This window comes from Actinomadura sediminis (genome assembly GCF_042675525.1).
GTDB classification, from domain to species: Bacteria; Actinomycetota; Actinomycetes; order Streptosporangiales; family Streptosporangiaceae; genus Spirillospora; species Spirillospora sediminis.
The window spans coordinates 22,448-43,491 of record NZ_JBHTJA010000046.1 but is presented as its reverse complement, the minus strand read 5'-3'; the positions used below and the strand labels follow the sequence as shown (position 1 = coordinate 43,491).

The window sequence follows — 21,044 nt, the reverse complement described above, 5'->3', positions numbered from 1 at the left end:
CAAGTGCCTTTCTCTAGCGGTGGGTGAGGCGGCGGGCGACGAAGTCCCCGACCGCCTGGATGACGAGGACCAGGACGATGAGCAGCACCACGGTGGCGACCATGACGTTGGTCTCGAAGCGCTGGTAGCCGTAGACGACGGCGAGGTTGCCCAGGCCGCCGCCCCCGACCGTCCCGGCCATGGCGGTGTAGCCGATGAGCGCGATCACGGTGACGGTCAGCCCGGACACCAGCCCGGGCCGCGCCTCCCGCAGCATCACCTTGCGGACGATCTCGCGGCGCGTCGCGCCCATCGCGTCCGCCGCGGCGATCACGCCGGGGTCGACCTCGCGGAGCGCGATCTCCACGAGGCGGGCGTAGAACGGGATCGCGCCGATGGTGAGCGGGACGATCGCCGCCTCGTTGCCGATGCTGGTGCCGACCACGAGCCGGGTGAACGGGATGATCGCCACCATCAGGATCAGGAACGGCAGCGACCGCCCGATGTTGACGACGACGCCGAGCACCTTGTTGACCGGCGGCGCCGGCAGCAGCCCGCCGCGCTCGGTGACGACCAGCAGCACGCCGAGCAGCAGCCCGAACACGGCGGTGAACAGGGTGGCGACGCCCGTCATGTAGAGCGTCTCCCAGGTGGCCGGCCACAGCAGCGGCATGACCTCGTCCCAGGTCATCGGGCGTCCTCCTCGGCGGTCAGGGGTTCGGCGGCGGGTTCGCGGACCTCGACGGACAGGCCCGCCTCGCGCAGGAACGCGAGCTGCGCCGCGTTCACCGACGGGTCGCCGGGCAGTTCGAGCCGGAGGCGTCCGACGCGCTCCCCGGCGATCGTCTCGACGGCCCCGCCGAGGATGTTGACGTCCAGCGAGTACTTGCGGGCCAGCGCGGACACGAACGGCTCGTCGGTGGCGCCGCCGACGAAGGTGACCTCGACGACGGTCGAGCCGGGCCGGGGTTCGACGGGCGGCAGCGGGAACAGGCCCCGGGCCAGCTCCGATCCCGGACGGGCGAGCAGTTCGGTGACCGGGCCGGACTCGGTGAACCGGCCCGCGCGCATGACGGCGGCCGAGTCGCAGATCCGCTTGACCACCTCCATCTCGTGGGTGATCAGCAGGACGGTGAGGCCGAGCCGCCGGTTGAGGTCGCGCAGCAGTTCCAGGATCGAGGCGGTGGTCTCGGGGTCGAGCGCCGACGTCGCCTCGTCCGACAACAGCACCTTCGGGCGTCCGGCCAGGGCGCGGGCGATGCCGACGCGCTGCTTCTGCCCGCCGGAGATCTGCGCCGGGTACGCCTTCGCGTGGTCGGTGAGCCCGACGAGGTCGAGCAGCTCGGCGACGCGCGCCGCCCGCTCGGCGCGCGGGACGCCCATGACCTCCAGCGGGAACGCGACGTTGCCGGCGACCGTGCGGCTGCCGAGCAGGCCGAAGTGCTGGTGGATCATGCCGATGCCCTGGCGGGCGCGGCGCAGCTCCGCGCCGCGCAGGGCGAGCAGGTCCGCGCCGTCGACCAGGACGCGTCCGGAGTCGGGACGCTCCAGCAGGTTGACGCAGCGCAGCAGGGTGCTCTTCCCGGCGCCGCTGCGGCCGAGCACGCCGAACACCTCGCCCTCGCGGACGGTGAGGTCGACGCCGTCGACGGCGGTCACCTCGCGTCCTCGGGCGCGGTAGACCTTGCGGAGTTCTTCGATCTGGATCACAGAGAATCAACCCGTGCGGACAGGCGCCGCCGGAGGGGCGGCGGTGCGTGCGGATGAGGCGTGCGGGTGGTGCGTGCGGTCCCGGGACGGACGGGGCCGCGCGGCGCACGGGTGCGGGCGCGGGCGCCCCGGGGGGCTGCTGCGGGCGGACGCTCGGCCGGCCCGGTCAGGCGAGGCCGGGCGGGTACGGGGCGTGGCTCAGCAGGTGGCGTTCGATGATCATGCGTGACTCGGGTGTCGGGGTTCGCTCGCTTCGGGGCGCGAGGCTCAGACGGGGGCCCTCAGTGGTCACACATTCGACGGCAGCGCGCACACCGCGGGGCCCGCGACATCTGCGGGCGGTGCTCCGGGCGCGGGCGTACGGCGGTCATGCCAGCAGTTAATCCACGAAAGACAGATGACGCAAATCAAGCATGAAGCCCCGCGAACCCCTTCTCCGCCGGACATCCCACGATCGGGGGGCGACTCCACGTGAGCACCATCACAACGGGAGAGGATCGTCACAAACCCCCACATCGCCCCCCGAACAACGATTTGGTGACGGACCGCTTGCGAAGCGCTGACGTGAGTGGGCCGGACGGATGAAACCAGACGAGCCGGACCTCTAGAGTGATGCAGCAGACGGCCGGGGCCCTCGCGCGAGGGCCCCTCGCCCTGCGCAACCCCCCGGTCTGCATCAACATCCCGCCCGCGCGATCAGAGGTCCCCCACCATGTACGACCACAAGGTGCACGAGGAGTGCCTGCGGCTCCTGCGGGACGGCCTGCCCGACCCCGCCCCCCACGCCGTCGACGACGCACTGGACTTCCTGCCGCTGGGAGTCGACCGCGACGGCGACGTCGCCGTCGTCACGTTCCTCCAGTGGGGCGACGGCGGGACCGTTCCACTCATCGAGGGCTGGACGTTCCACCAGCGCGACGGCGAATGGATGGAGATCGGCGGCGCCGCCGGCTCGGCCCCCGACGAGCCCCTCGCCCGCCGCTCGTCCGGCGAGATGGGCCGGCACCTGCAGAAGTACGGGTCGGGCCGGACGGTGCGCAACGCGAACCGGCTGCTGCCGTGGGGCGCCAAGTGGGTGAGCGAGGCCCGGCTGCGCGCGGCCGCCGAGGTCGCGCGCGTGCGGGTGGGCAAGCGGCTGCTCGACGTCCCGCCGCACGGGCACGTCGCCGTCGTGTGGGGCGCCCGCCGCGCGCCGGTCGTGGAGGCGCTCGACGCCGACGGCGCGGTCCTGGACACGCTCGACCTCGCGCCCGCGCCCGCCCCCGTGCGCTCCCAGGCGTGACCGCCCGCCCGGAGGCGTGACCGCGCGGCGACGCTTCCGCGCGTCCCGGGCCGGGCAGACTGCGGACATGGCCGTGACGCCCGACTACGACGCCGACCCCGAGCGCTTCCGCCTCGCCGCGCGGGTGACCCGCCGGTACCTGATCGGCGCGCGCAGCCTGCACGACCATGTCGCCGCGAAGCTGCGGGCGGCGGGCGCCGCGCGCGTCCTGGACGTCGGCTGCGGTGAGGGCGCGCTGAACGGCGCGCTGCCCGACCCGCCCCCGTTCCCGCTCGTGGGCCTGGACGCGTCCGCGACGCTGCTGCGCGGCCACCCCCGCCCGGCGGTGCGGGGGGACGCGGCGCGGCTGCCGTTCCGCGACGGGACGTTCGACGCGGTCACGGCCGTGAACGTGCTGGACCACCTGGACGATCCGGTGCCGGCGCTGCGGGAGGCGCGGCGCGTGCTGGTGCCGGGCGGGCTGCTGCTGGCGTCCGCGATCAGCCGCGCCGACAGCCCGGAACTCGCGCCCGTCTGGTCCCCGCCGCGCACCCCGTTCGACGCCGAGGACGCGCCCGCGCTGGTGTGCGCGGTGTTCGGCGAGGTCGAGGTGGAGCGCTGGGACGCCCCGCTGATCACGCTCCCGCACCGCGCGGCCGTCCGCGACTACCTCATCGCGCGGCAGGTCGCCCGCGCGGACGCGGAGGAGGCCGCCGCGCGGGTGCCGACCCCGCGGCCGGTCACCAAGCGCGGCGCCCTGATCCTGGCCCGCCGCTGACGCGCGGGCGGGTCAGAGCCAGCCGAGGTCGCGGGCGGCGCGGACGGCGGCGTGCCGGTTGTCGGCGCCGAGTTTGGTGACCGCCGCCGACAGGTAGTTGCGGACCGTTCCCTCCGACAGGCCGAGGCTCCGCGCGATGCGCGCCACCGGCGCGCCGTCCGCCGCGGCGCGCAGCGCGTCCAGCTCGCGCGGGGTCAGCGGGCACTCCTCGGCGGCGAGCGCGTCCGCCGCGAGCTGCGGGTCGATGTACCGGGCGCCGCCCGCGACCTGCCGGATCACCTCCGCGAGCCGCGCGCCCGGCGCGTCCTTGCCGAGGAACCCGCGCACCCCGGCGGCCATCGCGCGGCGCAGGTTGCCCGGGCGGCCGTGCGCGGTGACGATCACCAGCCGGCAGCCGGGCAGGTCGCGGGACAGCCGCTCGGCGGCGGCGAGCCCGTCCAGGCCCGGCATGTCGATGTCGAGGACCGCGACGTCCGGTTTCAGCGCGAGCGCCCGGTCGACGGCCGCGTCGCCGCGCCCGACGTCGGCGACGACCTCGATACCGTCCTCGGTCTCCAGCAGCAGGACGAGCGCCTCCCGGATCAGGAGGTGGTCGTCGGCCAGCAGCACCCGGATCATGCGTCTCCCTCCACCGGCGCGGCGGGCAGCGCCGCGGTGACGCGGAACGTCCCGTCGCCGGCCGGTCCGGCGTGGAACTCGCCGCCGGCCGCCGCGATCCGCTCGGCGAGCCCCGGCAGGCCGCTGCCGGCGTCCCCGGCGGAGCGCCGCGCGGCGCCGTCGTTGACGATCTCGACGCGGACGCCGCCGCCGTCCGCCCGCACGCCGATCTCGCACCAGGTCGCGGTGGAGTGCCGCAGCACGTTCGTCGCGGCCTCCCGCGCCACCCAGCCCAGCGGTTCGTGCACGTGGGCGGGCAGCGCGGGCGACACCTCGGGCGGGTCGCACCGGATGCCCGCCGCGCGCAGCACCGCCGACATGCCGGCCAGCTCGGCGGCCAGCGACGTCGCCCGGTAGCCGCGGACGACCTCGCGCACGTCGCGCACCGACTCGCGGGCGATCCGCTGGATCTCGGCGAGCTCCTTGCGGACGCGCCCGCCGTCGCGGTCGAGGAACCGTTCGGCGACCTCGGCGCGCAGCGCGACCGCCTGCAGGCTGTGCCCGAGCACGTCGTGCAGGTCGCGCGCGAACCGCTGCCGCTCCTCCCCGACCGCCGACCTGGCCAGCTCGGCGCGCGCCTCCCGGAGTTCCTGCACGACATGGAACAGCCAGACCGTGACGTACCCGGAGAAGGCGCCCAGCGGGACGCCCGTCACCTCGTACAGGACGGTCAGCGCGGGCAGTCCCAGCAGCATCCCGTAGACCGGCGTCAGGACGGTCGCGGCGGCGGCGACCGGGACGGCCTCGCGCACCGGCAGCACCACCGCGATCAGCCCGGACGGGACGAGCAGCGCGTTGCCCCAGCCCTGGTCGGCGCCCAGCAGCGGCGCCGTCCAGCACGCCAGGGCGATCGCGGCGAGCCCGAGCCGGTGCGCGGGACGGGTGCGGCGCATCAGGTTCAGCCACAGCAGCCGGGCGTATCCGGCGAAGACCGCCGCGACCCCGACGAGCCCGGCGGCGAACCCGGCGGCGTCGCGCGCCGCCACGGCCTCGTTCCACAGCGCGGGCACCATGAAGCCGCTCAGGGTGAGGACCGTCATCCCCACGATCGTCGCGGCGATCGCCGTGGGCCGCGGAATCCAGGGCTGCACGCGCCCAGCGTACGTGCCCGCCACGCCGGCGGGTCAGGCCGCGCGGGAGCCGGTCGCCCGGCCGGACGGGCGGCCGGGGAGGCGGGCGGAGTCGCCGCCCGCCGGCAGCCGCCCCTCGTCGAGGACGCCGACCCGGCCGGCGCGGCACGCCTCGCCGGGGTCGCGGGTGGCGAACACGACGGTCGTGCCGTGCGCGGCCAGGCGGCGCAGCACCGCCCGCACCTCGCGGGCCGGTCCGTCGTCGAGCCCGGCCGTGGGCTCGTCCAGGAGCAGCAGGTCGGAGCGGCCGACGAGGGCGAGCGCCAGGTCCAGGCGCCGCCGCTCCCCCTGCCCGAGCCGCTCGAACGGCACGCCGGCGGCCCCCGTGAGACCGACGCGGTCGAGGACGTCCGCGCGGGTCAGCGGGTCGAGCGTCCAGCGCCGCCACGTGTCGACGATCTCGGCTACGGTCAGCCCCGGGAACAGGCCGCCGTCGCGCCAGACGGCGCCGCTGCGCGCGGCGTCCCGGTCGGCGTACGGGTCGGCGCCGTGCACGCGGACGGTCCCCGCGGTGGGCCGCCGCAGCCCGGCGAGCAGTTCCAGCAGCGTGGTCTTGCCCGCGCCGTACCGGCCGAGCACCGCGTAGATCTCGCCGGGCGCGACGGTGAACGCCACGTCCCGGACGGCGTCGTTCAGTTCCAGGTCGCGGACCTCGATCACGGGTGCCTTCATGCCGTCCATGCTTCCCGCGCGGGAAGCGGACGTGCAGTCACGGGCATCAGGAGTCGGCGGTGAAGAACGCGGGGGCGACCCGTGACGAATGTCAGTGTTCGGCCCTCAGTGTTCGGCTTTCAGTGTTCGGCGAGGATCTCCCGGACGATCTGGTCGGGCCGGGCGATCCCGGCGAGCGCCATCGTCAGCTCCATCTCGGCCTGGAAGCACCGCAGGACGTGCTGGACGCCTGCCTGCCCGCCCAGCGCGAGCCCGTACGCGTACGGGCGCGCGAGCAGGACGGCCTTCGCGCCGAGCGCGAGCGCCTTCACCGCGTCGGCGCCCGTCCGGATCCCGCTGTCGAACAGCACGGTCGTCCGGTCTCCGACGGCCTCGACGACGCCGGGAAGCGCGTCCAGGGACGCGATCGCCCCGTCCACCTGCCGTCCGCCGTGGTTGGAGACGATCACGCCGTCCATGCCCGCGTCCGCGGCCCGCCGCGCGTCGTCCGGGTGCTGGATGCCCTTGAGGGCGATCGGGCCGTCCCAGTGCTCGCGGAGGAACGCCAGGTCGTCCCAGGTCAGCGACGGGTTCCCGAAGTTCGCGACCCAGTGCAGGAGCGCGGTGTCGCGGTTGGCGTCGGTGACCGGCCCGCCGACCGCCCGCTGGAAGACGGGGTCGGCGAAGTAGTTCGCGACGCCGATGCCGCGCAGGAACGGCAGGTACGCCCGGTCGAGGTCGCGCGGGCGCCACGCCATCGTGAACGTGTCGAGGGTGACGACCAGGGCCGTGTACCCGGACGTCTTGGCGCGTTCGAGGAAGCTGGCGGCGAGGTCCCGGTCCTTGGGCCAGTAGAGCTGGTACCAGCGCGGGCCCTCCCCACCGGCCTCGGCGACCTCCTCCATGGAGTGGGACGCCGCCGTGCTCAGCACCATCGGGACGCCTTCGGCGGCCGCCGCGCGCGCCACGGCCAGTTCCCCGTCGGGGTGCAGGATCGACAGGACGCCGATGGGGCCGAGCAGGACGGGCGACGGCATCGAGGTGCCGAACACGTTCACGGACAGGTCGCGCTCCGCGACGTCCCGGAGCATCCTGGGGACGATCCGGCGGCGGTCGAACGCGGCCCGGTTGGCGCGCGCGGTCGCCTCGCTCCCGGCCGAACCGGCGACATAGCCGAACGCCTGGGCCGACAGCACGCGCTCTGCGGCGCCCTCCAGCTTCGTGAGGTCCGTGGGGAACGGCGGCGTGACGTCGCCGAGCCCCTGCAGGTAGATCGAGTTCTGGAAGTCGGCCAGTCCGCTCACGAAGCGTCCTCCTCGCGGTTCGTTCCATCCGAGATGATCGCGGCCAGCGCCTCGACGGCGTGCTCGCGATGCCGGTCGAGCAGCGCCACGAGCCGGTCGCCGTCCCGCGCGCGCAGCGCCTCCACCACGGCGGCGTGCTCCCGCTCGACCCGGTCCCGGTTGTCGGCGGAGTTGTAGTACACGGACCGGTACGCGTCCGTCGAGTCCCACAGCGACCGGACGATCCGCCCGAGGCGCGGCATCCCGGCGGCGTCCAGGATCAGGAAGTGGAACCGCCGGTTCGCCTCGGTCATCGCGATCAGGTCGGCGCGCGCCGACGCGTCCTCGACCCGCCGCCGCGCGTCGTCGATCTCCTCGATCGCGGCGTCGTCCACCGCGCGGGCCGCCTCGCGCGCGGCCTCCGACTCCAGCAGGCGCCGGATCCGGTACACCTCCCGCAGGTCCGGCAGCGACAGCTCGGCGACGCTGTACCCGTGGTGCGGCCGGTGGACGACCTGGCCCTCGCCCTCGAGGATCCGCAGGGCCTCGCGGACCGGCACCCGGCTGACCCCCAGCTCGGCGGCGATCGTCTCCTGCCGGATCGGGCGGCCGGGCCGCAGCTCGCCGGCGCCGATCGCGCGGCGCAGCTCGGCGAGCACGAACTCCTGCACGGTCGGCGGGCGTGACGCCTCCCGCATCGTCCTCACCCGCTTCCCTCGGCAGCCGACCCAACCTATCGCCGTGCGCCCGCATACCCGACGAACCGGCGAATGTATCCTGGATCCAATCTATCTCAGGAGGAATCCGGGCGAATGACCGACAGCCCCCTGTCCGGCCTGCTCGTGGCCGACTTCAGCCGGGTCCTCGCCGGGCCGCTGGCCACCATGACGATGGCCGACCTCGGCGCGACCGTGATCAAGATCGAGCGGCCGGGGACCGGCGACGACACCCGGCACTGGGGGCCGCCCTGGCTCGCCGGGACGGACGGCGCGAGCGCGTACTTCGACTGCCTCAACCGCGGCAAGCACAGCGTCGCCCTCGACCTCGACGCCCCCGCGGACCGCGACGCCGCCGCCGAACTCGTCCGCCGCGCGGACGTCCTCGTCGAGAACTTCCGGCCCGGCGTCCTCGCCCGGCACGGCCTCGACTACCCGAGCGCCCGCGACCTCAACCCGCGGCTCGTCTACGCGTCGATCACCGGGTTCGGCGACGGCGCGGGCGCCGCCCTGCCCGGATACGACTTCGTCGTGCAGGCCGCCGGCGGGCTGATGAGCATCACCGGCGAGCCGGACGGCGACCCGCTGAAGGCCGGCGTCGCGCTCGTCGACGCCCTCACCGGCAAGGACGCCCTGATCGGCGTCCTCGCGGCGCTGCGGCACCGCGACCGGACCGGCGCCGGGCAGCACGTCCGGGTGAACCTGCTGTCCAGCCTCCTCGGCGGCCTCACCAACCAGGTCGCCGCGTACCTGACCACCGGGGACGCGCCCGCCCGCATGGGCAACCGGCATCCGAGCATCGCCCCGTACGAGACGCTGCGCTGCGCCGACGGGCTGCTCGCCGTCGCCGTCGGCACCGACGCCCAGTTCGCGCGGTTCGCCGCCGCCCTCGGCGTCGACGGCCTCGCGCGCGACCCGCGCTTCGCCGCGAACGCCGCGCGGGTCGCGAACCGTCCCGAACTGGTCGCCGAACTCGAACGGGCCCTCGCGGCCCGGACCGCCCGCGACTGGGAGGAGCGCCTGCACACCGCCGGGATCGCGTGCGCCCCCGTGAACGACATCGCGTCCGCCGTCCGGTACGCCGACGACCTCGGGCTCGCACCCGTCCTCGACCTGGGTCCCGGGCGCCCCGGCCAGATCCGGACGCCGATCGACCTCTCCGCCGCCCCGCCGCACGTCCCGTCCCCGCCGCCCGGCCTGGACGAGCACGGCGACACCGTCCGCGCGTGGCTGCGCGAACCGTCCGACACCCCTTGGAGCACCCCGTGACGAACACCGAGCCGAACACCGAGCCGAACACCGCCAAGCCGAGCTTCGACAAGCACGACCCGCTGGCCGTCGACGCCCTGCTGTCCGAGGAGGAACTGGCCGTCCGCGACACCGTCCGGCGGTTCTGCGCCGACAACGTCGCCCCGCACATCGCCGACTGGTTCGACCGCGCCGAACTGCCGGGCGCCCGCGACCTCGCCAAGCAGATGGGCGGGCTCGGCCTGCTCGGCATGCACCTGGACGGGTACGGCTGCGCCGGGACGAGCGCCGTCGCGTACGGGCTCGCCTGCCTCGAACTCGAGGCGTGCGACTCCGGGATCCGCTCCCTCGTGTCCGTGCAGGGCTCCCTCGCGATGTTCGCGATCCACCGGTACGGCTCCGAGGAGCAGAAGCGGGAGTGGCTGCCGCGCATGGCCGCGGGCGACGCGATCGGCTGCTTCGGCCTCACCGAGCCCGACCACGGCTCCGACCCCGGCTCCATGCGCACCACCGCGCGCCGCGACGGCGCCGACTGGATCCTCGACGGCCGCAAGATGTGGATCACCAACGGCTCGATCGCCGACGTCGCCGTCGTGTGGGCCCGGACGGACGACGGCGTCCGCGGCTTCGTCGTCCCGACCGGCTCCCCCGGCTTCTCGGCGCCGCTCATGCACCGGAAGATGTCGCTGCGCGCGTCCGTCACCAGCGAGCTCGTGCTCGACGGGGTGCGGCTGCCCGCGTCCGCGATGCTGCCCGGCGCGGCGGGCCTCGGGGCGCCGCTGAGCTGCCTGAACGAGGCCCGCTACGGGATCGTGTGGGGTTCGGTCGGCGCCGGGCGGTCCGCGCTGGAGGCGGCCCTCGACTACGCGGGCACGCGCGTCCAGTTCGGCAGGCCCATCGCCGGGTTCCAGCTCACGCAGGCGAAGCTCGCCGACATGACCCTCGAGATCCACAAGGCGCTCCTTCTCGCGCTGCACCTCGGGCGCATGAAGGACGCCGGGACGCTCCGGCACGAGCAGGTCAGCTTCGGCAAGCTGAACAACGTCCGCGAGGCCCTGGACGTGTGCCGCACCGCCCGCACCGTCCTCGGAGCGAACGGGATCTCCCTGGAATATCCGGTCATCCGGCACATGAACAACCTGGAATCCGTGCTGACCTACGAGGGCACCGTCGAGATGCACACGCTCGTCCTCGGGCAGGCCATGACCGGAATCCCCGCGTTCCGCGGCTGACGCGCCCGGGCGGCGTGTGCGCAACTGTCCCTGGGACCGGCCACAATAAGGCGCATGGCACGACGCGGATCCCAAGCCCCTCCCCCGCCGCCGGACTTCGAAGAGAACATCGTCGACGTCGATGTCTCCGAGGAGATGCGCGGCAGCTTCCTCGAGTACGCCTACTCGGTCATCTACCAGCGGGCGCTCCCGGACGCGCGCGACGGGCTCAAGCCCGTCCAGCGCCGCATCCTCTACTCGATGAACGAGATGGGGCTGCGTCCCGACCGCGGGCACGTCAAGTGCGCCCGCGTCGTCGGCGAGGTCATGGGCAAGCTGCACCCGCACGGCGACAGCGCCATCTACGACGCGATGGTGCGGATGGCGCAGCGCTGGGCCATGCGGATGCCGCTCGTCGACGGGCACGGCAACTTCGGGTCCCTCGGCGGCGACGACATGCCCGCCGCCATGCGGTACACCGAGGCGCGCATGACCCGCGAGGCCATGCTGATGGTCGGGTCCATCGACGAGGACACCGTCGAGTTCCGGCCGAACTACGACGGCCAGGAGCAGGAGCCGGAGGTCCTGCCCGCGGCGTTCCCGAACCTGCTGGTGAACGGCGCGTCCGGCATCGCGGTCGGGATGGCCACCAACATGGCCCCGCACAACCTCGGCGAGGTCGTCTCCGCCGCCCGGCACCTCATCGACCACCCCGACGCCACCCTGGACGACCTCATGCGGTTCGTCCCCGGCCCCGACCTGCCCACCGGCGGCAAGATCGTCGGGCTGGACGGCGTCCGCGACGCCTACGAGAAGGGCCGCGGCACCTTCCGCACCCGCGCCACCACGACCATCGAGAACGTCACGCCGCGCCGCAAGGGCATCATCGTCAGCGAGCTCCCGTACGCGGTCGGGCCCGAGCGCGTCAAGGCGAAGATCAAGGAACTGGTCAACGCCAAGAAGCTGCAGGGCATCGCCGACCTGAAGGACCTCACCGACCGCAACGTCGGCCTCCGCCTGGTCATCGAGATCAAGAACGGCTTCAACCCCGAGGCCGTCCTCGCCGACCTGTACAAGCTGACGCCGATGGAGGAGACCTTCGGCATCAACAACGTCGCGCTGGTCGACGGGCAGCCCCGCACCCTCGGCCTCCGCGACCTCCTGCAGGTCTACATCGACCACCGCATCGACGTCGTCCGGCGCCGCTCGCAGTTCCGCCGCAAGAAGCGCGAGGACCGCCTCCACCTCGTCGACGGCCTGCTGGTCGCGCTGCTGAACATCGACGAGGTCATCCGGATCATCCGGGAGAGCGACGACGCCGCGCAGGCCAAGCAGCGGCTGATGGAGATCTTCGAGCTGTCGGAGATCCAGGCGCAGTACATCCTCGACACGCCGCTGCGCCGGCTGACCCGCTTCGACCGGATCGAGCTCGAGAAGGAGAAGGAGCAGCTCGCGAAGGAGATCGCGAAGCTGACCGCGATCCTGGAGTCCGAGCGCAAGCTCCGCAACCTGGTCTCCAAGGAACTCGGCGAGGTCGCGAAGGAGTACTCGACGCCCCGCCGCACGGTGCTGCTCGAGGCGTCCGGCCAGCAGGCCGCCGGCGCCGTCCCGCTCCAGGTGGCGGACGACCCGTGCTTCGTGCTCCTGTCGTCCACGGGCCTCCTCGCCCGCACCCACGACGCCGCCCCGATCCCCGACAGCGGGCCCCGGGCGCCGCACGACGTCCTGATCTCCGCGGTCCCCTCGAGCGTCCGGGGCCAGGTCGGCGCGGTGACGAACCTCGGGCGGATGATCCGCATCGAGGTGGTGGACCTCCCCGCCCTGCCGCCGACGGCCACGCCGCCGTCGCTGGCCGGGGGCGCCCCGGTCACCGAGTACGTCGACCTCGAACCGGACGAGACGATCGTGGGCCTCGCGTCCGTGAACGAGACCGGCGGCGGCCTCGCCCTCGGCACCGTCCAAGGTGTGGTCAAACGGGTCGTCCCCGACTTCCCGCACAACCGGGACGAGTTCGAGGTCATCACCCTCAAGGAGAACGACCGCGTCGTCGGCGCCGTCCACCTGCGCTCCGAAGACGATCACCTCGTCTTCATCACGAACGACGCGCAGCTCCTGCACTACTCGGCGTCGCTCGTCCGTCCGCAGGGCCGGATGGCCGGGGGCATGGCGGGCATCAAGCTGGGCGCGGACGCCCGCGTCCTGTGGTTCGGCGCCATCGACCCGGCGCGCGAGGCGCGGGTGATCACCATCTCCGGTTCGTCCTCGGCCCTGCCGGGCACGCAGACCGGCGCGATCAAGATCGCCGACTTCGCGGACTTCCCCTCGAAGGGAAGGGCCACCGGCGGCGTCCGCTCGCACCGGTTCCTGAAGGGCGAGGACGTCCTCCTGCAGGCGTGGGCGGCGCCGACGCCCCTGCGGGCCGCGGGCCCGGGCGGCAAGCCCGCCAACCTCAACGCCCCGCTGGGCCGCCGCGACGGCTCCGGCGACGAACTCGACACGACGATCACCACGATCAGCGGCCCCCTCGGCCCGCCGCCCCCCGAGGAGCCCGAGGCACCCGAGGAGTGACGCGAGCGGGCCGGGCCGCGCGGCCCGGCCCGCTCACACGTCCATCTCCTCCCCGCACCGGACGATCTCCTCGGCGACATCGGCCAGGTCGGAGGCCGCGAACGCGCGCGTCCCCACGGGAGGCAAGGTCACCGACACCACCCCGTCCCGCACCCACGCGGTGATCCCGGCCCGCACCGACAGGACGGCCATCCCCCACCCGACACTGAGGTTCGTGCGCTCGATCCCCCGCGCGGCCAGCTCCCGCGCCAGCTCCGCGACGGCCCGGCGGCAGTCGGGGACGGGAGCCGCCGGCAGGCGCCCGTCCACGGGAAGCCCGAAGTAGACGACCTTCCCCGACACCGGCGCGGGCCCCAAGGAAGCCCGGCTCCGATGGAGCCCCCACCGGCCCCCGTGCTCGCGCACCAGGGCATCGACGATCTCGAGTCCCCGCCCGCCCTCCGCCCCGGCGTCCGGCCGGAGGTCCCCGCAGGGCGGAGCCCCGATCCAGGGCCCGGAGTCGAACACCTTCACGACGAGTTCCGTCCCGCTCTCCCTGCCGTAGATCCGCACCTCCGGCAGCCCGGCCGTGGGCGCGACGCCGAGGACGCGACCGCCGAGCGTGTGGACGAACACGTTCGTCGCCAGCTCGGAGACCATCGTCACCGCGTCCCCGACCAGGCCGCCCGGAAGGCCGAGCCCCGCGAGGACGTCCCGCACGAACCCCCGCGCGGTCCCGGCGCACGTCCCGTCCACGGGCAGCCCCCGCACGGCACACCCACCCCGCCGCACCAGCTCCGCCCCAGCCTCGGCCCCAGGCTCCGGCCCGCCAATCGTGTCCCACACCATGACCACCACCCGCGATCCGTCGCTACGAGACAGCCGCACCAAGAGTCACAAGCCGCTCGCTCTTCGTGATAGGTGGGACTATTCACGATCCCCGAATGTGGCACAAGTCCTTTGGAATAATTCCTCTACTGGACACCCGATCACCGCATGAGATCAAGCCATAGAGTGAGGTGTTGATGTCTCGAGAGCACAGCCCGACCTTCCGCCGCAGGCTTCTCGCACGCGAACTCCGGAAAATTCGCCACGACCGCCAACTGACGAATGCCCAGGTGGCGGAGGCCATGGACGTCCGACAACCGTGGATAAGTCGGATTGAAACCGGCGCGCGCGGCATTCAGGTCAAAGACCTCAAACGCCTCCTCGACGTCTACGGGGTCGAGCCGGGCGATTATCGGGACAAGCTGATTGGGCTCGCCAAGGAAGCACGCCAACGGGGCTGGTGGCACGCATACCGTGACGTGCTCCCTCCCCAGTACGCCGAGTACATCGGCCTGGAGGCCGAAGCATCAGAGGTCCTCAACTTCGAGCCGTTGTCCGTGCCCGGCCTCCTCCAGACCGCGGACTACGCACGGGCGATGATGTCGGGCACCTTGACCGAGATGAGCGAGGAGGAGATCGAGCGGCGCGTCGAAGTTCGGATGGCCAGGCAGACTCTCCTGACCGAAACCCCTTCGCCCCGCCTCTGGTTCATCATCGACGAGGCCGCTCTTCGCCGACTCGTCGGAGGCCCGGAGGTCATGCGAGCGCAACTGCGCCACATCCTCGATCGCGCCAAGCTGCCACGCGTGAAGGTCCAGGTTCTACCGCTGGCCGCAGGAGCCCACCCCGGCACCGCCGGCTCGTTCGCGATCATTCGCTTCGCGGAGACGTCGGAACCGATCCCGTACATCGAAACCATCGCCGGCGATCTATATTTGGAGAAACCGGAAGAAATACGGACATGCAACCTGGCGTGGTCATTTCTGACGGCCAAGGCGATCGGCCCGGCCGAGTCGCTTGACCTGATCTCCAGAGTCGCGGAGGAGTGCTAGTCATGTCCCAACCCCCCATCGACACGGCTCTCACTTGGCGCAAGAGCAGCCACACGCAGGCCAACGGACAGTGCGTCGAACTGGCCAGGACTCCCGAGTTCTGCCTCGTCCGCGATTCCAAGGATCCGGACGGGCCCCGCCTCGCCCTCACCCCGCGCGCCTGGTCCGGGGTCCTCACCGGCATCAAGACCGGCGCCCACGACCTCCCCTGATCGGCTCGGCCGAGTCGCTTGACCTGATCTCCAGAGTCGCGGAGGAGTGCTAATCATGCCCCAGCCCCCCATCGACACGGCTCTCACTTGGCGCAAGAGCAGCTACTCCCAGCCCGCAGGCGACGATTGCGTCGAGGTCGCGGAAGGTCTCGGACTGTGCGCCGTCCGGGATTCCAAGGACCCGGACGGCCCCCGCCTGACCCTCCCCCACGCGTCTGGGCCGCCCTCCTCACCGGCATCAAGACCGGCGCCCACGACCTCCCCTGACTTCGGCTCGCGGGCCCGGGCGTGCGGTGTCCGGCACGCCGGGGTTACGGACCCGCCGCCTGGGATGCCGCCAGGATGAACGTCGGGCTCGCCGGTGAGCGGGCCGTGCCGGGCCTCGTCTCGGTCGAGGTGCACGGAGAAACCGCCGCCGGGCGCTTTCGCCGGGGGCGCGGCATCGGCGCCCGTTACGGGGCGGCCATCTGGGCCGATCCGCCGTTTCAGTCCAGGCGGCGTGCGGCGGCGGCGCGGACCTCGGGCGTCTCCATGGGGTCCTCGCGCAGGTAGGCGAGGTGGCGGCGAGTGCGGTCGGTGAGTCCGACGTGGGTGGCCGCCAGTTCCCGGACGTCCGCTTCGCAGTCCCCCAATCCTTCGAGCAGGTGACGGGGAGGCTCGCCCGCCGGGGCGAACAGCATGAGCGCTCGCAGTACGGCTGCCCTTTCGTAGGTGTGCGGGGTGAACCACAGCCGCCGCAGCCGCGGGACGATCCGCGCCGCCTCTCCGCCGCCGATGCGGGCCAGCCCTTCGATCAAGCCGCGGTAGCACCGGTCAAGGCCCTCCGCGCGCGTATGCACCCGGTCCACGGCCGCCAGGAGAGCCGGGACGTCGCGTTCTTCGCCCTCGCGGGCCAGCACGTGCGCGGAGGCCCAGTAGCGGGGGTGGCCGGGCGCCTCCACCCATCGCCGGGCCTGCGCCAGATCGGGCTCCCGCGTCGGCTCGGGGGTACTTCGGCTCCGGCCGTCGGGGGCGGCCTCGATCACCGCCGCGATGCGTTCGTCCCGCTCGGCCCATCGGGTCCACGGCGCACCTATCCACAGGACGCGGCCGAGGTCGGCGGTGGCCAGGCGGCCGCGCAGATGCGGGTACAGGTCGTCCCAGAGCGCGGCGTCCCAGGTGGAGGCCACCGTCTCGAGAGCCTCGGCCCAGTGCGGCCCCTCGATGATGTGGCGGCGTACGCCCTCGACGGCCTCCCGGTTTCCGGTTCGGCCGAGCACCTCGAGGACCTCCAGCGTCAGGCCCGCGCCGTTCTCGTCGTCCTCGGGCGGAACGCCGTCCAGTACCGCCAAGACCCGGGCGATGGGGATCTTCAGGTCGCGGACCAGCCGGGCCAGGTAGACGGCGCGCTCGTCGACCGTCCACCACCAGCGGTGATCGCGCCGCAGACAGGCCAGGACCGCCGAGGACGCGGCTTCCGGATCGCGCATCGCGCGGGCCGCGCCCCGTCCGAGGCCGTGTTGGAGCGCACCGAGCAGGGTGTCGGGAGAGGTGTAGAACTCTTCGCCGTCCATCGTCCGGCAGCATGGCGGGCCGTCCATCACCGGCGCGACGGGTTTTCCGCCGTCGGTGGCGAAGTCGTGCGGCGGTCGGGTGTCCGGATGTGACAGGTCCTCGTCATGGCGGTCACCTGCGGGAACGGCGACAATGGACTCATGCCCGCTCCGCACCGTGTCGTGATCGCCGTGTTCCCCGACGTCGACCTCCTCGACGTCACCGGACCCGCCGAGGTGTTCGCGCTCGCCGGCCGGGAGCTGCCGGGGACGCCGTACGAGGTGCTGCTCGCGGGGCCGGACGGCGGCACGGTGCGGACGAGCGCCGGGGTGCGGGTCGCGACCGACCTGACGTTCGAGCAGGTCGGCGACCGGGTGGACACCCTCCTGGTGCCCGGCGCGGTGGACGGCGACGGCGCGCCGGTGATCGACCCGGCCCTCGTCGGGTGGATCGCCGAGACCGCACCGCACGCCCGCCGCGTCGCCTCGGTGTGCGTCGGCGCGCACCTGCTCGCCGCCGCCGGGCTGCTCGCGGGCCGCACGGCGACGACGCACTGGGCCACCGCCGACCGGCTGGCCGCCGACCACCCCGACGTGACCGTCGACCCCGACCCGATCTACGTCCGGTCCGGGAACGTGTGGACGGGCGCGGGCATCAGCGCGTGCATGGACCTCGCGCTCGCCCTCGTCGCGGAGGACCACGGCGAGCGGGTGGCGCTCGCGGTCGCGCGGCAGCTCGTGATGTACCTCAAGCGGCAGGGCGGGCAGAGCCAGTTCAGCGTCCCGCTGTGGCAGGCCCCCGCCGAGCGCCGCGACATCGACGAGCTGCGGGCGTGGATCACCGCGAACCTGACCGCCGACCTGTCGGCGGCGGCCCTCGCCGAGCGGATGTGCCTGAGCGAGCGGCACTTCGCGCGCGTCTTCCGCAAGGAGACCTCCTGCACCCCGGCCGCCTACGTCGAGGCCGCGCGGGTGGAGGAGGCCCGGCGCCTGCTGGAGGGCACCGACGAGCCGCTCGACCGGGTCGCCGCCGCGTGCGGGCTGGGTTCGGCGGAGACGCTGCACCGGGCGTTCCGGCGGCGGCTCGGCACCACCCCGGCGGCCTACCGGCGACGGTTCCGCGTCGCCGCCTGACGATCCCCCGTACCCCCGGCCGTCCGGCCGGTGATCACCCCTGCCATCCGAAGGAGCATCCATGACCGTTTCGACGACCCTGCGCGACGTGATCGGCCTCGACGGCGCCCTGCCCGCGCTGTCGTCCGCCACGCTCGTCCTGATCGACTTCCAGAACACCTACCGCACCGGCGTCATGGCGCTGCCGGACGCCGACCGCGCGCTGGACGCCGGCGCCCGCCTCCTGGAACGGGCCCGCGCCGCCGGGACCCCCGTGGTGCACGTGGTCAACGACGGCGGCGAGGGGAGCCCGTACGACATCCGCGCCGAGATCGGGCAGATCGCGGCGCCCGTCGCGGCCCGGGACGGCGAGCCGGTCGTGGTGAAGGGGTTCCCGAACTCCTTCCACGAGACCGACCTGCACGACGTGCTGCGCCGCATGGACGCGGGGCCGGACCTGGTCATCGCGGGCTTCATGACGCACATGTGCGTCCAGTTCACCGCCCAGGGCGCGTTCAACCTGGGCTACCGGCCCACCGTCGTGGCCGAGGCGTGCGCGACCCGTCCGCTGGCGGGTCCGGACGGCTCGGCCGTGCCGGCGGACGCGCTGCACGCCGCCGCGCTGACCACGATCGGCGACCTGTTCGGGCTCGTCGCGCCCCGCGTCGACGACCTGCCCGGCTGAGTCAGAACCCGACGATCGCGAACACGATGCCCCCGATGACGTGCGCCAGCACGGTCACGGCGAGGACGGCGAGGAGGACGTACTTCGCCGTGGGGTGATCGAACTGCGAGCCGGGCGGGCTGCGGCGGGCCGAACGGTCCTGGGCCTGCCGTTCCAGCTCGTCCAGGGACGGCAGGAACGACGGTCGCCGGATGGGCATGCGGTCCTCCTCGGTGCGCCGGACGGCGAGCAGGACGCCGCCGGACACGGGGCCTCCCAAGGATCGGTGCGCCGATCGTGCTATCAGTCATAGCCGGAAACCGATCCGTACGGAGGTCCAGTGGCAGGTGATTCGAGCGACATCGACCCGCTCGCCCGTGTCCTCGACGCACTACCGGCCTAGCGATCATGGCCGGGCCTGTTCCGATCGGCCGATCGGCGTCGTGGCGCGCCCGGTGCCCCGAGTGCCGCTCACCGCTCGAATGCACCGGATCGCAGCTCGTCTTTCGCGATGAGCTGCAATGGAACATCGAGAGGCGATGCGAGCCGTGCGGCTCCCAGACCCACGCTTGCGGGCCGGGGAGAGCGCCGGACGAGCTGAGGCGGGCGCTCCTGTCGGAGCACGGCCCGGCCACCTTGACGATCGCCGGAGAACCCGCGGGCCCCCTTCTCACCCTGAAAGCGGTCCGCGATCACCTCGGGGTGCCCCTCTCCGAGGTGACGGCCACGGCGGCGCGCCTGCGGTCCCGGGGGATCGACGGGACGTTCGTCGAGCTGGAATTACTCGCGACCCGGTTCAGGGACGCGGGTCTGCGGGTGGACGTTCTCGGCGGGTAGGCACGTCCGGCGCCGGTGCCGGCGCCCGCATCGGTGGCCGCGGCTGCCCCCGCGGCCACCGATGCGGGCGGGTCAGGCCGGGCGGGTGGGGCGGTTCAAACGGTGGCCGACGCGGTCGAGCCGTTCGATGAAGGCCGTGCGCGTGTCGTCGGCGAAGCCGACGAACATGCGGTTGGCGAGCGGGACGGCCCAGCGGGTCGCGCGCGCGACGTTGAAGACCCGGTGGACGATCCGGGCGCCGTCGGCGTGCGGCTCCACGCTCCATTCGCCGCGGTACCACCAGCCGCCCTGGAAGGCGATCGTCCGGCCGGTCACCTCGACCGTCGAGGTGTGGCCGGGAGCGTCCTGGACCCGGAACCGTCCGGTGCGCCTGCCGTCCGGCAGCAGCTCGGCGGCGAGGGCGTCCCAGACGCGTGCGGCGGGCGCCTCGACGATCCCGGCCGCCTCGGCGAGCGGTCGCGGCCTCCTCATGCCGTGACCCGGGTGTTCTGGAAGGAGGCGAAGCGCCAGCCGTCCGGGGTGTGGACGGCGGTCAGGGTGGCGATCGACGGGCGCCGCGGGCCGTCCGCGACGGCAGTGCCGCCCACGGAGATCACCAGGGCGGCGCCGTCGGTCAGCGGGCGGACCTCGCTCTCGGCCCCGCCCATCGTGGAGCCCTTCAGCGGACCCTCGAAGAGCCACCGGTGGGAGGACTCGATGGCGTCCCGCCCGCGGGTGCGGCGCCCGTCGAACGAGATGTAGTCGGCGTCTTCGGTGAACGCGGCCGCGTAGGCGGCGGCGTCGCCGGCGTTCCATGCCCGGGCGAGGCCCTCCAGCAGGCCGGCGACTTCGGTGTGTACGGACACGACGCAACTCCTCGTGGTCGCGGCGCCTATCCTGGGATCGCGTGTTCGGACAGGCCAGGCGCCTTGTTCGGATGTCCGGCCGCCGGGGTGTTGGCGCACCCCGGCGGCCGCTTTCTTCATCGCTCGCCGAGCACCTTGGCCAGCAGTTCCGGGTCCGTGGTGCTCGACCAGTCCAGCCGGCCCGACTCCAGGCGCGCGACGAGCGCCCGCACCCAGTCGAGCTCGGCCGCGGTCAACGTCCGCTCGTAGTCGAGTTCGATCATCAGCAGGTCGGGCAGGCCGCTCTCGCGCATGGCGCCCAGGTGGCCGTCCGCCCCGGCCAGCATCCCCTCGAGCGTCGCCGCCCTGGTGCGCAGCGACTGCAGCGCGTCGGCCGGCGGCAGGACGCCGACGAGCGAGACGGCCGCGGTGAAGGTGCGGCGGTCGGGGCCCGGGGTCTCGAGGAGCGTCCGGAGGCGGGTCGCCAGTTCGCGGCGGCCCTCGTCGGTGATCTCGTAGACGGTGCGTTCCGGGCGGCGCCCCTCCCGGACCGTCTCGACCGGCGCGATCAGCTCGTCGGCGGTGAGCCGTTCGACCGCGTGGTAGAGGCTCCTGGGCAGCCCCGTCACGTAGTCCTTGTGGGTGTCGACGATCAGGCGGTGCAGCTCGTACGGGTGGCTCGCCCGAACCGTGAGCAGGGCGAGCACCGTCAGGCCGACCAGATCGGCGCGCCGGGCCATGCGCCTCCCTTCATAGTGCAGCTTGCATTATAGCTGTCTGCGTCCTCTATAGAGCAACCTGCATTATGGAG

The 21,044-nt window shown here is 73.3% G+C and carries 24 protein-coding genes; 11 read left to right on the top strand and 13 right to left on the bottom strand.

Going from position 1 to position 21,044, the window contains the following annotated elements:
* Window positions 1-13: 13 nt before the first annotated feature.
* Both ACFQ11_RS21755 and ACFQ11_RS21750 read right to left on the bottom strand, forming a co-directional pair.
* A complete protein-coding gene (locus ACFQ11_RS21755; protein WP_378301429.1) occupies window positions 14-670 on the bottom strand; it encodes a methionine ABC transporter permease in 657 nt (218 codons plus the stop codon).
* On the bottom strand, window positions 667-1,689 hold the full coding sequence (locus ACFQ11_RS21750; protein WP_378301426.1) for a methionine ABC transporter ATP-binding protein: 1,023 nt from the start codon (window positions 1,687-1,689) through the stop codon (window positions 667-669). Before ACFQ11_RS21750 ends, ACFQ11_RS21755 begins: the two co-directional genes overlap by 4 nt.
* A gap of 712 nt (window positions 1,690-2,401) precedes the next feature.
* Between ACFQ11_RS21750 and ACFQ11_RS21745 the strand changes: the two genes are divergently transcribed.
* Window positions 2,402-2,971, top strand: a complete 570-nt coding sequence (locus ACFQ11_RS21745) for a hypothetical protein (protein ID WP_378301424.1) — start codon at window positions 2,402-2,404, stop codon at window positions 2,969-2,971.
* A 67-nt stretch (window positions 2,972-3,038) separates the two neighbouring features.
* On the top strand, window positions 3,039-3,728 hold the full coding sequence (locus tag ACFQ11_RS21740; protein WP_378301422.1) for a class I SAM-dependent methyltransferase: 690 nt from the start codon (window positions 3,039-3,041) through the stop codon (window positions 3,726-3,728).
* 12 nt (window positions 3,729-3,740) lie between these two features.
* Here ACFQ11_RS21740 and ACFQ11_RS21735 read toward each other — a convergent pair whose 3' ends face one another.
* The 5 genes from ACFQ11_RS21735 to ACFQ11_RS21715 all read right to left on the bottom strand — a co-directional run bounded on the left by ACFQ11_RS21735 (window position 3,741) and on the right by ACFQ11_RS21715 (window position 8,147).
* Window positions 3,741-4,346: a response regulator gene (locus ACFQ11_RS21735; protein ID WP_378301420.1), complete on the bottom strand. Its 606-nt coding sequence runs from the start codon at window positions 4,344-4,346 to the stop codon at window positions 3,741-3,743.
* On the bottom strand, window positions 4,343-5,476 hold the full coding sequence (locus tag ACFQ11_RS21730; RefSeq protein ID WP_378301418.1) for a sensor histidine kinase: 1,134 nt from the start codon (window positions 5,474-5,476) through the stop codon (window positions 4,343-4,345). Before ACFQ11_RS21730 ends, ACFQ11_RS21735 begins: the two co-directional genes overlap by 4 nt.
* A 33-nt stretch (window positions 5,477-5,509) precedes the next feature.
* Window positions 5,510-6,187, bottom strand: a complete 678-nt coding sequence (locus tag ACFQ11_RS21725) for an ABC transporter ATP-binding protein (RefSeq protein ID WP_378301415.1) — start codon at window positions 6,185-6,187, stop codon at window positions 5,510-5,512.
* 119 nt (window positions 6,188-6,306) lie between these two features.
* Complete coding sequence (locus tag ACFQ11_RS21720) at window positions 6,307-7,470, bottom strand: lactate 2-monooxygenase (RefSeq protein ID WP_378301413.1); 1,164 nt, start codon at window positions 7,468-7,470, stop codon at window positions 6,307-6,309.
* Window positions 7,467-8,147: a GntR family transcriptional regulator gene (locus tag ACFQ11_RS21715; protein WP_378301410.1), complete on the bottom strand. Its 681-nt coding sequence runs from the start codon at window positions 8,145-8,147 to the stop codon at window positions 7,467-7,469. Before ACFQ11_RS21715 ends, ACFQ11_RS21720 begins: the two co-directional genes overlap by 4 nt.
* A 114-nt stretch (window positions 8,148-8,261) precedes the next feature.
* Between ACFQ11_RS21715 and ACFQ11_RS21710 the strand changes: the two genes are divergently transcribed.
* From ACFQ11_RS21710 to ACFQ11_RS21700, 3 genes are read left to right on the top strand one after another with little or no spacing between them, the layout of a single operon-like run.
* The gene (locus tag ACFQ11_RS21710; RefSeq protein ID WP_378301408.1) at window positions 8,262-9,434 is read left to right on the top strand and encodes a CaiB/BaiF CoA transferase family protein; all 1,173 of its coding nucleotides are present in this window, start codon (window positions 8,262-8,264) and stop codon (window positions 9,432-9,434) included.
* A complete protein-coding gene (locus ACFQ11_RS21705; RefSeq protein WP_378301406.1) occupies window positions 9,431-10,645 on the top strand; it encodes an acyl-CoA dehydrogenase family protein in 1,215 nt (404 codons plus the stop codon). Before ACFQ11_RS21710 ends, ACFQ11_RS21705 begins: the two co-directional genes overlap by 4 nt.
* Window positions 10,646-10,699: 54 nt before the next feature.
* Complete coding sequence (locus ACFQ11_RS21700; protein ID WP_378301404.1) at window positions 10,700-13,192, top strand: DNA gyrase/topoisomerase IV subunit A; 2,493 nt, start codon at window positions 10,700-10,702, stop codon at window positions 13,190-13,192.
* Between the two features lie 33 nt (window positions 13,193-13,225).
* On the opposite strand, the gene ACFQ11_RS21695 is transcribed toward ACFQ11_RS21700, so the two are convergent.
* Entirely contained in the window at window positions 13,226-13,942 is a 717-nt protein-coding gene (locus tag ACFQ11_RS21695) for an ATP-binding protein (protein WP_378301402.1), read from the bottom strand.
* A gap of 254 nt (window positions 13,943-14,196) precedes the next feature.
* Between ACFQ11_RS21695 and ACFQ11_RS21690 the strand changes: the two genes are divergently transcribed.
* Genes ACFQ11_RS21690 through ACFQ11_RS21680 form a run of 3 tightly spaced genes read left to right on the top strand, consistent with a single transcriptional unit; the run spans window position 14,197 to window position 15,609 of the window.
* Entirely contained in the window at window positions 14,197-15,051 is an 855-nt protein-coding gene (locus ACFQ11_RS21690; protein ID WP_378301399.1) for a helix-turn-helix domain-containing protein, read from the top strand.
* Window positions 15,052-15,053: 2 nt separating this feature from the next.
* Entirely contained in the window at window positions 15,054-15,263 is a 210-nt protein-coding gene (locus ACFQ11_RS21685; RefSeq protein WP_378301397.1) for a DUF397 domain-containing protein, read from the top strand.
* Window positions 15,264-15,318: 55 nt separating this feature from the next.
* Window positions 15,319-15,609 carry a DUF397 domain-containing protein gene (locus ACFQ11_RS21680; RefSeq protein WP_378301395.1) on the top strand — a complete coding sequence of 97 codons (291 nt, stop codon included), beginning with the start codon at window positions 15,319-15,321 and terminating at the stop codon, window positions 15,607-15,609.
* 139 nt (window positions 15,610-15,748) lie between these two features.
* On the opposite strand, the gene ACFQ11_RS21675 is transcribed toward ACFQ11_RS21680, so the two are convergent.
* Window positions 15,749-16,816, bottom strand: a complete 1,068-nt coding sequence (locus ACFQ11_RS21675) for a hypothetical protein (protein WP_378301393.1) — start codon at window positions 16,814-16,816, stop codon at window positions 15,749-15,751.
* 141 nt (window positions 16,817-16,957) lie between these two features.
* Here ACFQ11_RS21675 and ACFQ11_RS21670 point away from each other — a divergent pair, with 141 nt between their 5' ends.
* Window positions 16,958-17,929, top strand: a complete 972-nt coding sequence (locus ACFQ11_RS21670) for a GlxA family transcriptional regulator (RefSeq protein WP_378301391.1) — start codon at window positions 16,958-16,960, stop codon at window positions 17,927-17,929.
* Window positions 17,930-17,990: 61 nt separating this feature from the next.
* Window positions 17,991-18,593: a cysteine hydrolase family protein gene (locus tag ACFQ11_RS21665; RefSeq protein WP_378301389.1), complete on the top strand. Its 603-nt coding sequence runs from the start codon at window positions 17,991-17,993 to the stop codon at window positions 18,591-18,593.
* Window position 18,594: 1 nt separating this feature from the next.
* Here ACFQ11_RS21665 and ACFQ11_RS21660 read toward each other — a convergent pair whose 3' ends face one another.
* Entirely contained in the window at window positions 18,595-18,840 is a 246-nt protein-coding gene (locus tag ACFQ11_RS21660) for a hypothetical protein (protein ID WP_378301387.1), read from the bottom strand.
* A 434-nt stretch (window positions 18,841-19,274) separates the two neighbouring features.
* Here ACFQ11_RS21660 and ACFQ11_RS21655 point away from each other — a divergent pair, with 434 nt between their 5' ends.
* Window positions 19,275-19,409, top strand: a complete 135-nt coding sequence (locus ACFQ11_RS21655; protein ID WP_378301384.1) for a hypothetical protein — start codon at window positions 19,275-19,277, stop codon at window positions 19,407-19,409.
* Between the two features lie 72 nt (window positions 19,410-19,481).
* Here ACFQ11_RS21655 and ACFQ11_RS21650 read toward each other — a convergent pair whose 3' ends face one another.
* The 3 genes from ACFQ11_RS21650 to ACFQ11_RS21640 form a co-directional block, all read right to left on the bottom strand.
* On the bottom strand, window positions 19,482-19,880 hold the full coding sequence (locus tag ACFQ11_RS21650) for a hypothetical protein (protein ID WP_378301382.1): 399 nt from the start codon (window positions 19,878-19,880) through the stop codon (window positions 19,482-19,484).
* A complete protein-coding gene (locus tag ACFQ11_RS21645; RefSeq protein ID WP_378301380.1) occupies window positions 19,877-20,254 on the bottom strand; it encodes an SgcJ/EcaC family oxidoreductase in 378 nt (125 codons plus the stop codon). Before ACFQ11_RS21645 ends, ACFQ11_RS21650 begins: the two co-directional genes overlap by 4 nt.
* A gap of 116 nt (window positions 20,255-20,370) precedes the next feature.
* Window positions 20,371-20,973 (bottom strand): PadR family transcriptional regulator, encoded by a 603-nt coding sequence (locus tag ACFQ11_RS21640; protein ID WP_378301378.1) that lies wholly within the window; start codon window positions 20,971-20,973, stop codon window positions 20,371-20,373.
* Window positions 20,974-21,044 lie beyond the last annotated feature (71 nt).

What these genes read in the sequence shown, in the direction of transcription:
- ACFQ11_RS21755 (WP_378301429.1), bottom strand. Translation starts at nt 670, where the DNA reads ATGACCTGGGACGAGGTCATGCCGCTGCTGTGGCCGGCCACCTGGGAG.
- ACFQ11_RS21745 (WP_378301424.1), top strand. Translation starts at nt 2,402, where the DNA reads ATGTACGACCACAAGGTGCACGAGGAGTGCCTGCGGCTCCTGCGGGAC.
- ACFQ11_RS21740 (WP_378301422.1), top strand. Translation starts at nt 3,039, where the DNA reads ATGGCCGTGACGCCCGACTACGACGCCGACCCCGAGCGCTTCCGCCTC.
- ACFQ11_RS21735 (WP_378301420.1), bottom strand. Translation starts at nt 4,346, where the DNA reads ATGATCCGGGTGCTGCTGGCCGACGACCACCTCCTGATCCGGGAGGCG.
- ACFQ11_RS21725 (WP_378301415.1), bottom strand. Translation starts at nt 6,187, where the DNA reads ATGAAGGCACCCGTGATCGAGGTCCGCGACCTGGAACTGAACGACGCC.
- ACFQ11_RS21715 (WP_378301410.1), bottom strand. Translation starts at nt 8,147, where the DNA reads ATGCGGGAGGCGTCACGCCCGCCGACCGTGCAGGAGTTCGTGCTCGCC.
- ACFQ11_RS21710 (WP_378301408.1), top strand. Translation starts at nt 8,262, where the DNA reads ATGACCGACAGCCCCCTGTCCGGCCTGCTCGTGGCCGACTTCAGCCGG.
- ACFQ11_RS21700 (WP_378301404.1), top strand. Translation starts at nt 10,700, where the DNA reads ATGGCACGACGCGGATCCCAAGCCCCTCCCCCGCCGCCGGACTTCGAA.
- ACFQ11_RS21690 (WP_378301399.1), top strand. Translation starts at nt 14,197, where the DNA reads ATGTCTCGAGAGCACAGCCCGACCTTCCGCCGCAGGCTTCTCGCACGC.
- ACFQ11_RS21685 (WP_378301397.1), top strand. Translation starts at nt 15,054, where the DNA reads ATGTCCCAACCCCCCATCGACACGGCTCTCACTTGGCGCAAGAGCAGC.
- ACFQ11_RS21680 (WP_378301395.1), top strand. Translation starts at nt 15,319, where the DNA reads ATGCCCCAGCCCCCCATCGACACGGCTCTCACTTGGCGCAAGAGCAGC.
- ACFQ11_RS21675 (WP_378301393.1), bottom strand. Translation starts at nt 16,816, where the DNA reads ATGGACGGCGAAGAGTTCTACACCTCTCCCGACACCCTGCTCGGTGCG.
- ACFQ11_RS21670 (WP_378301391.1), top strand. Translation starts at nt 16,958, where the DNA reads ATGCCCGCTCCGCACCGTGTCGTGATCGCCGTGTTCCCCGACGTCGAC.
- ACFQ11_RS21665 (WP_378301389.1), top strand. Translation starts at nt 17,991, where the DNA reads ATGACCGTTTCGACGACCCTGCGCGACGTGATCGGCCTCGACGGCGCC.
- ACFQ11_RS21650 (WP_378301382.1), bottom strand. Translation starts at nt 19,880, where the DNA reads ATGAGGAGGCCGCGACCGCTCGCCGAGGCGGCCGGGATCGTCGAGGCG.
- ACFQ11_RS21640 (WP_378301378.1), bottom strand. Translation starts at nt 20,973, where the DNA reads ATGGCCCGGCGCGCCGATCTGGTCGGCCTGACGGTGCTCGCCCTGCTC.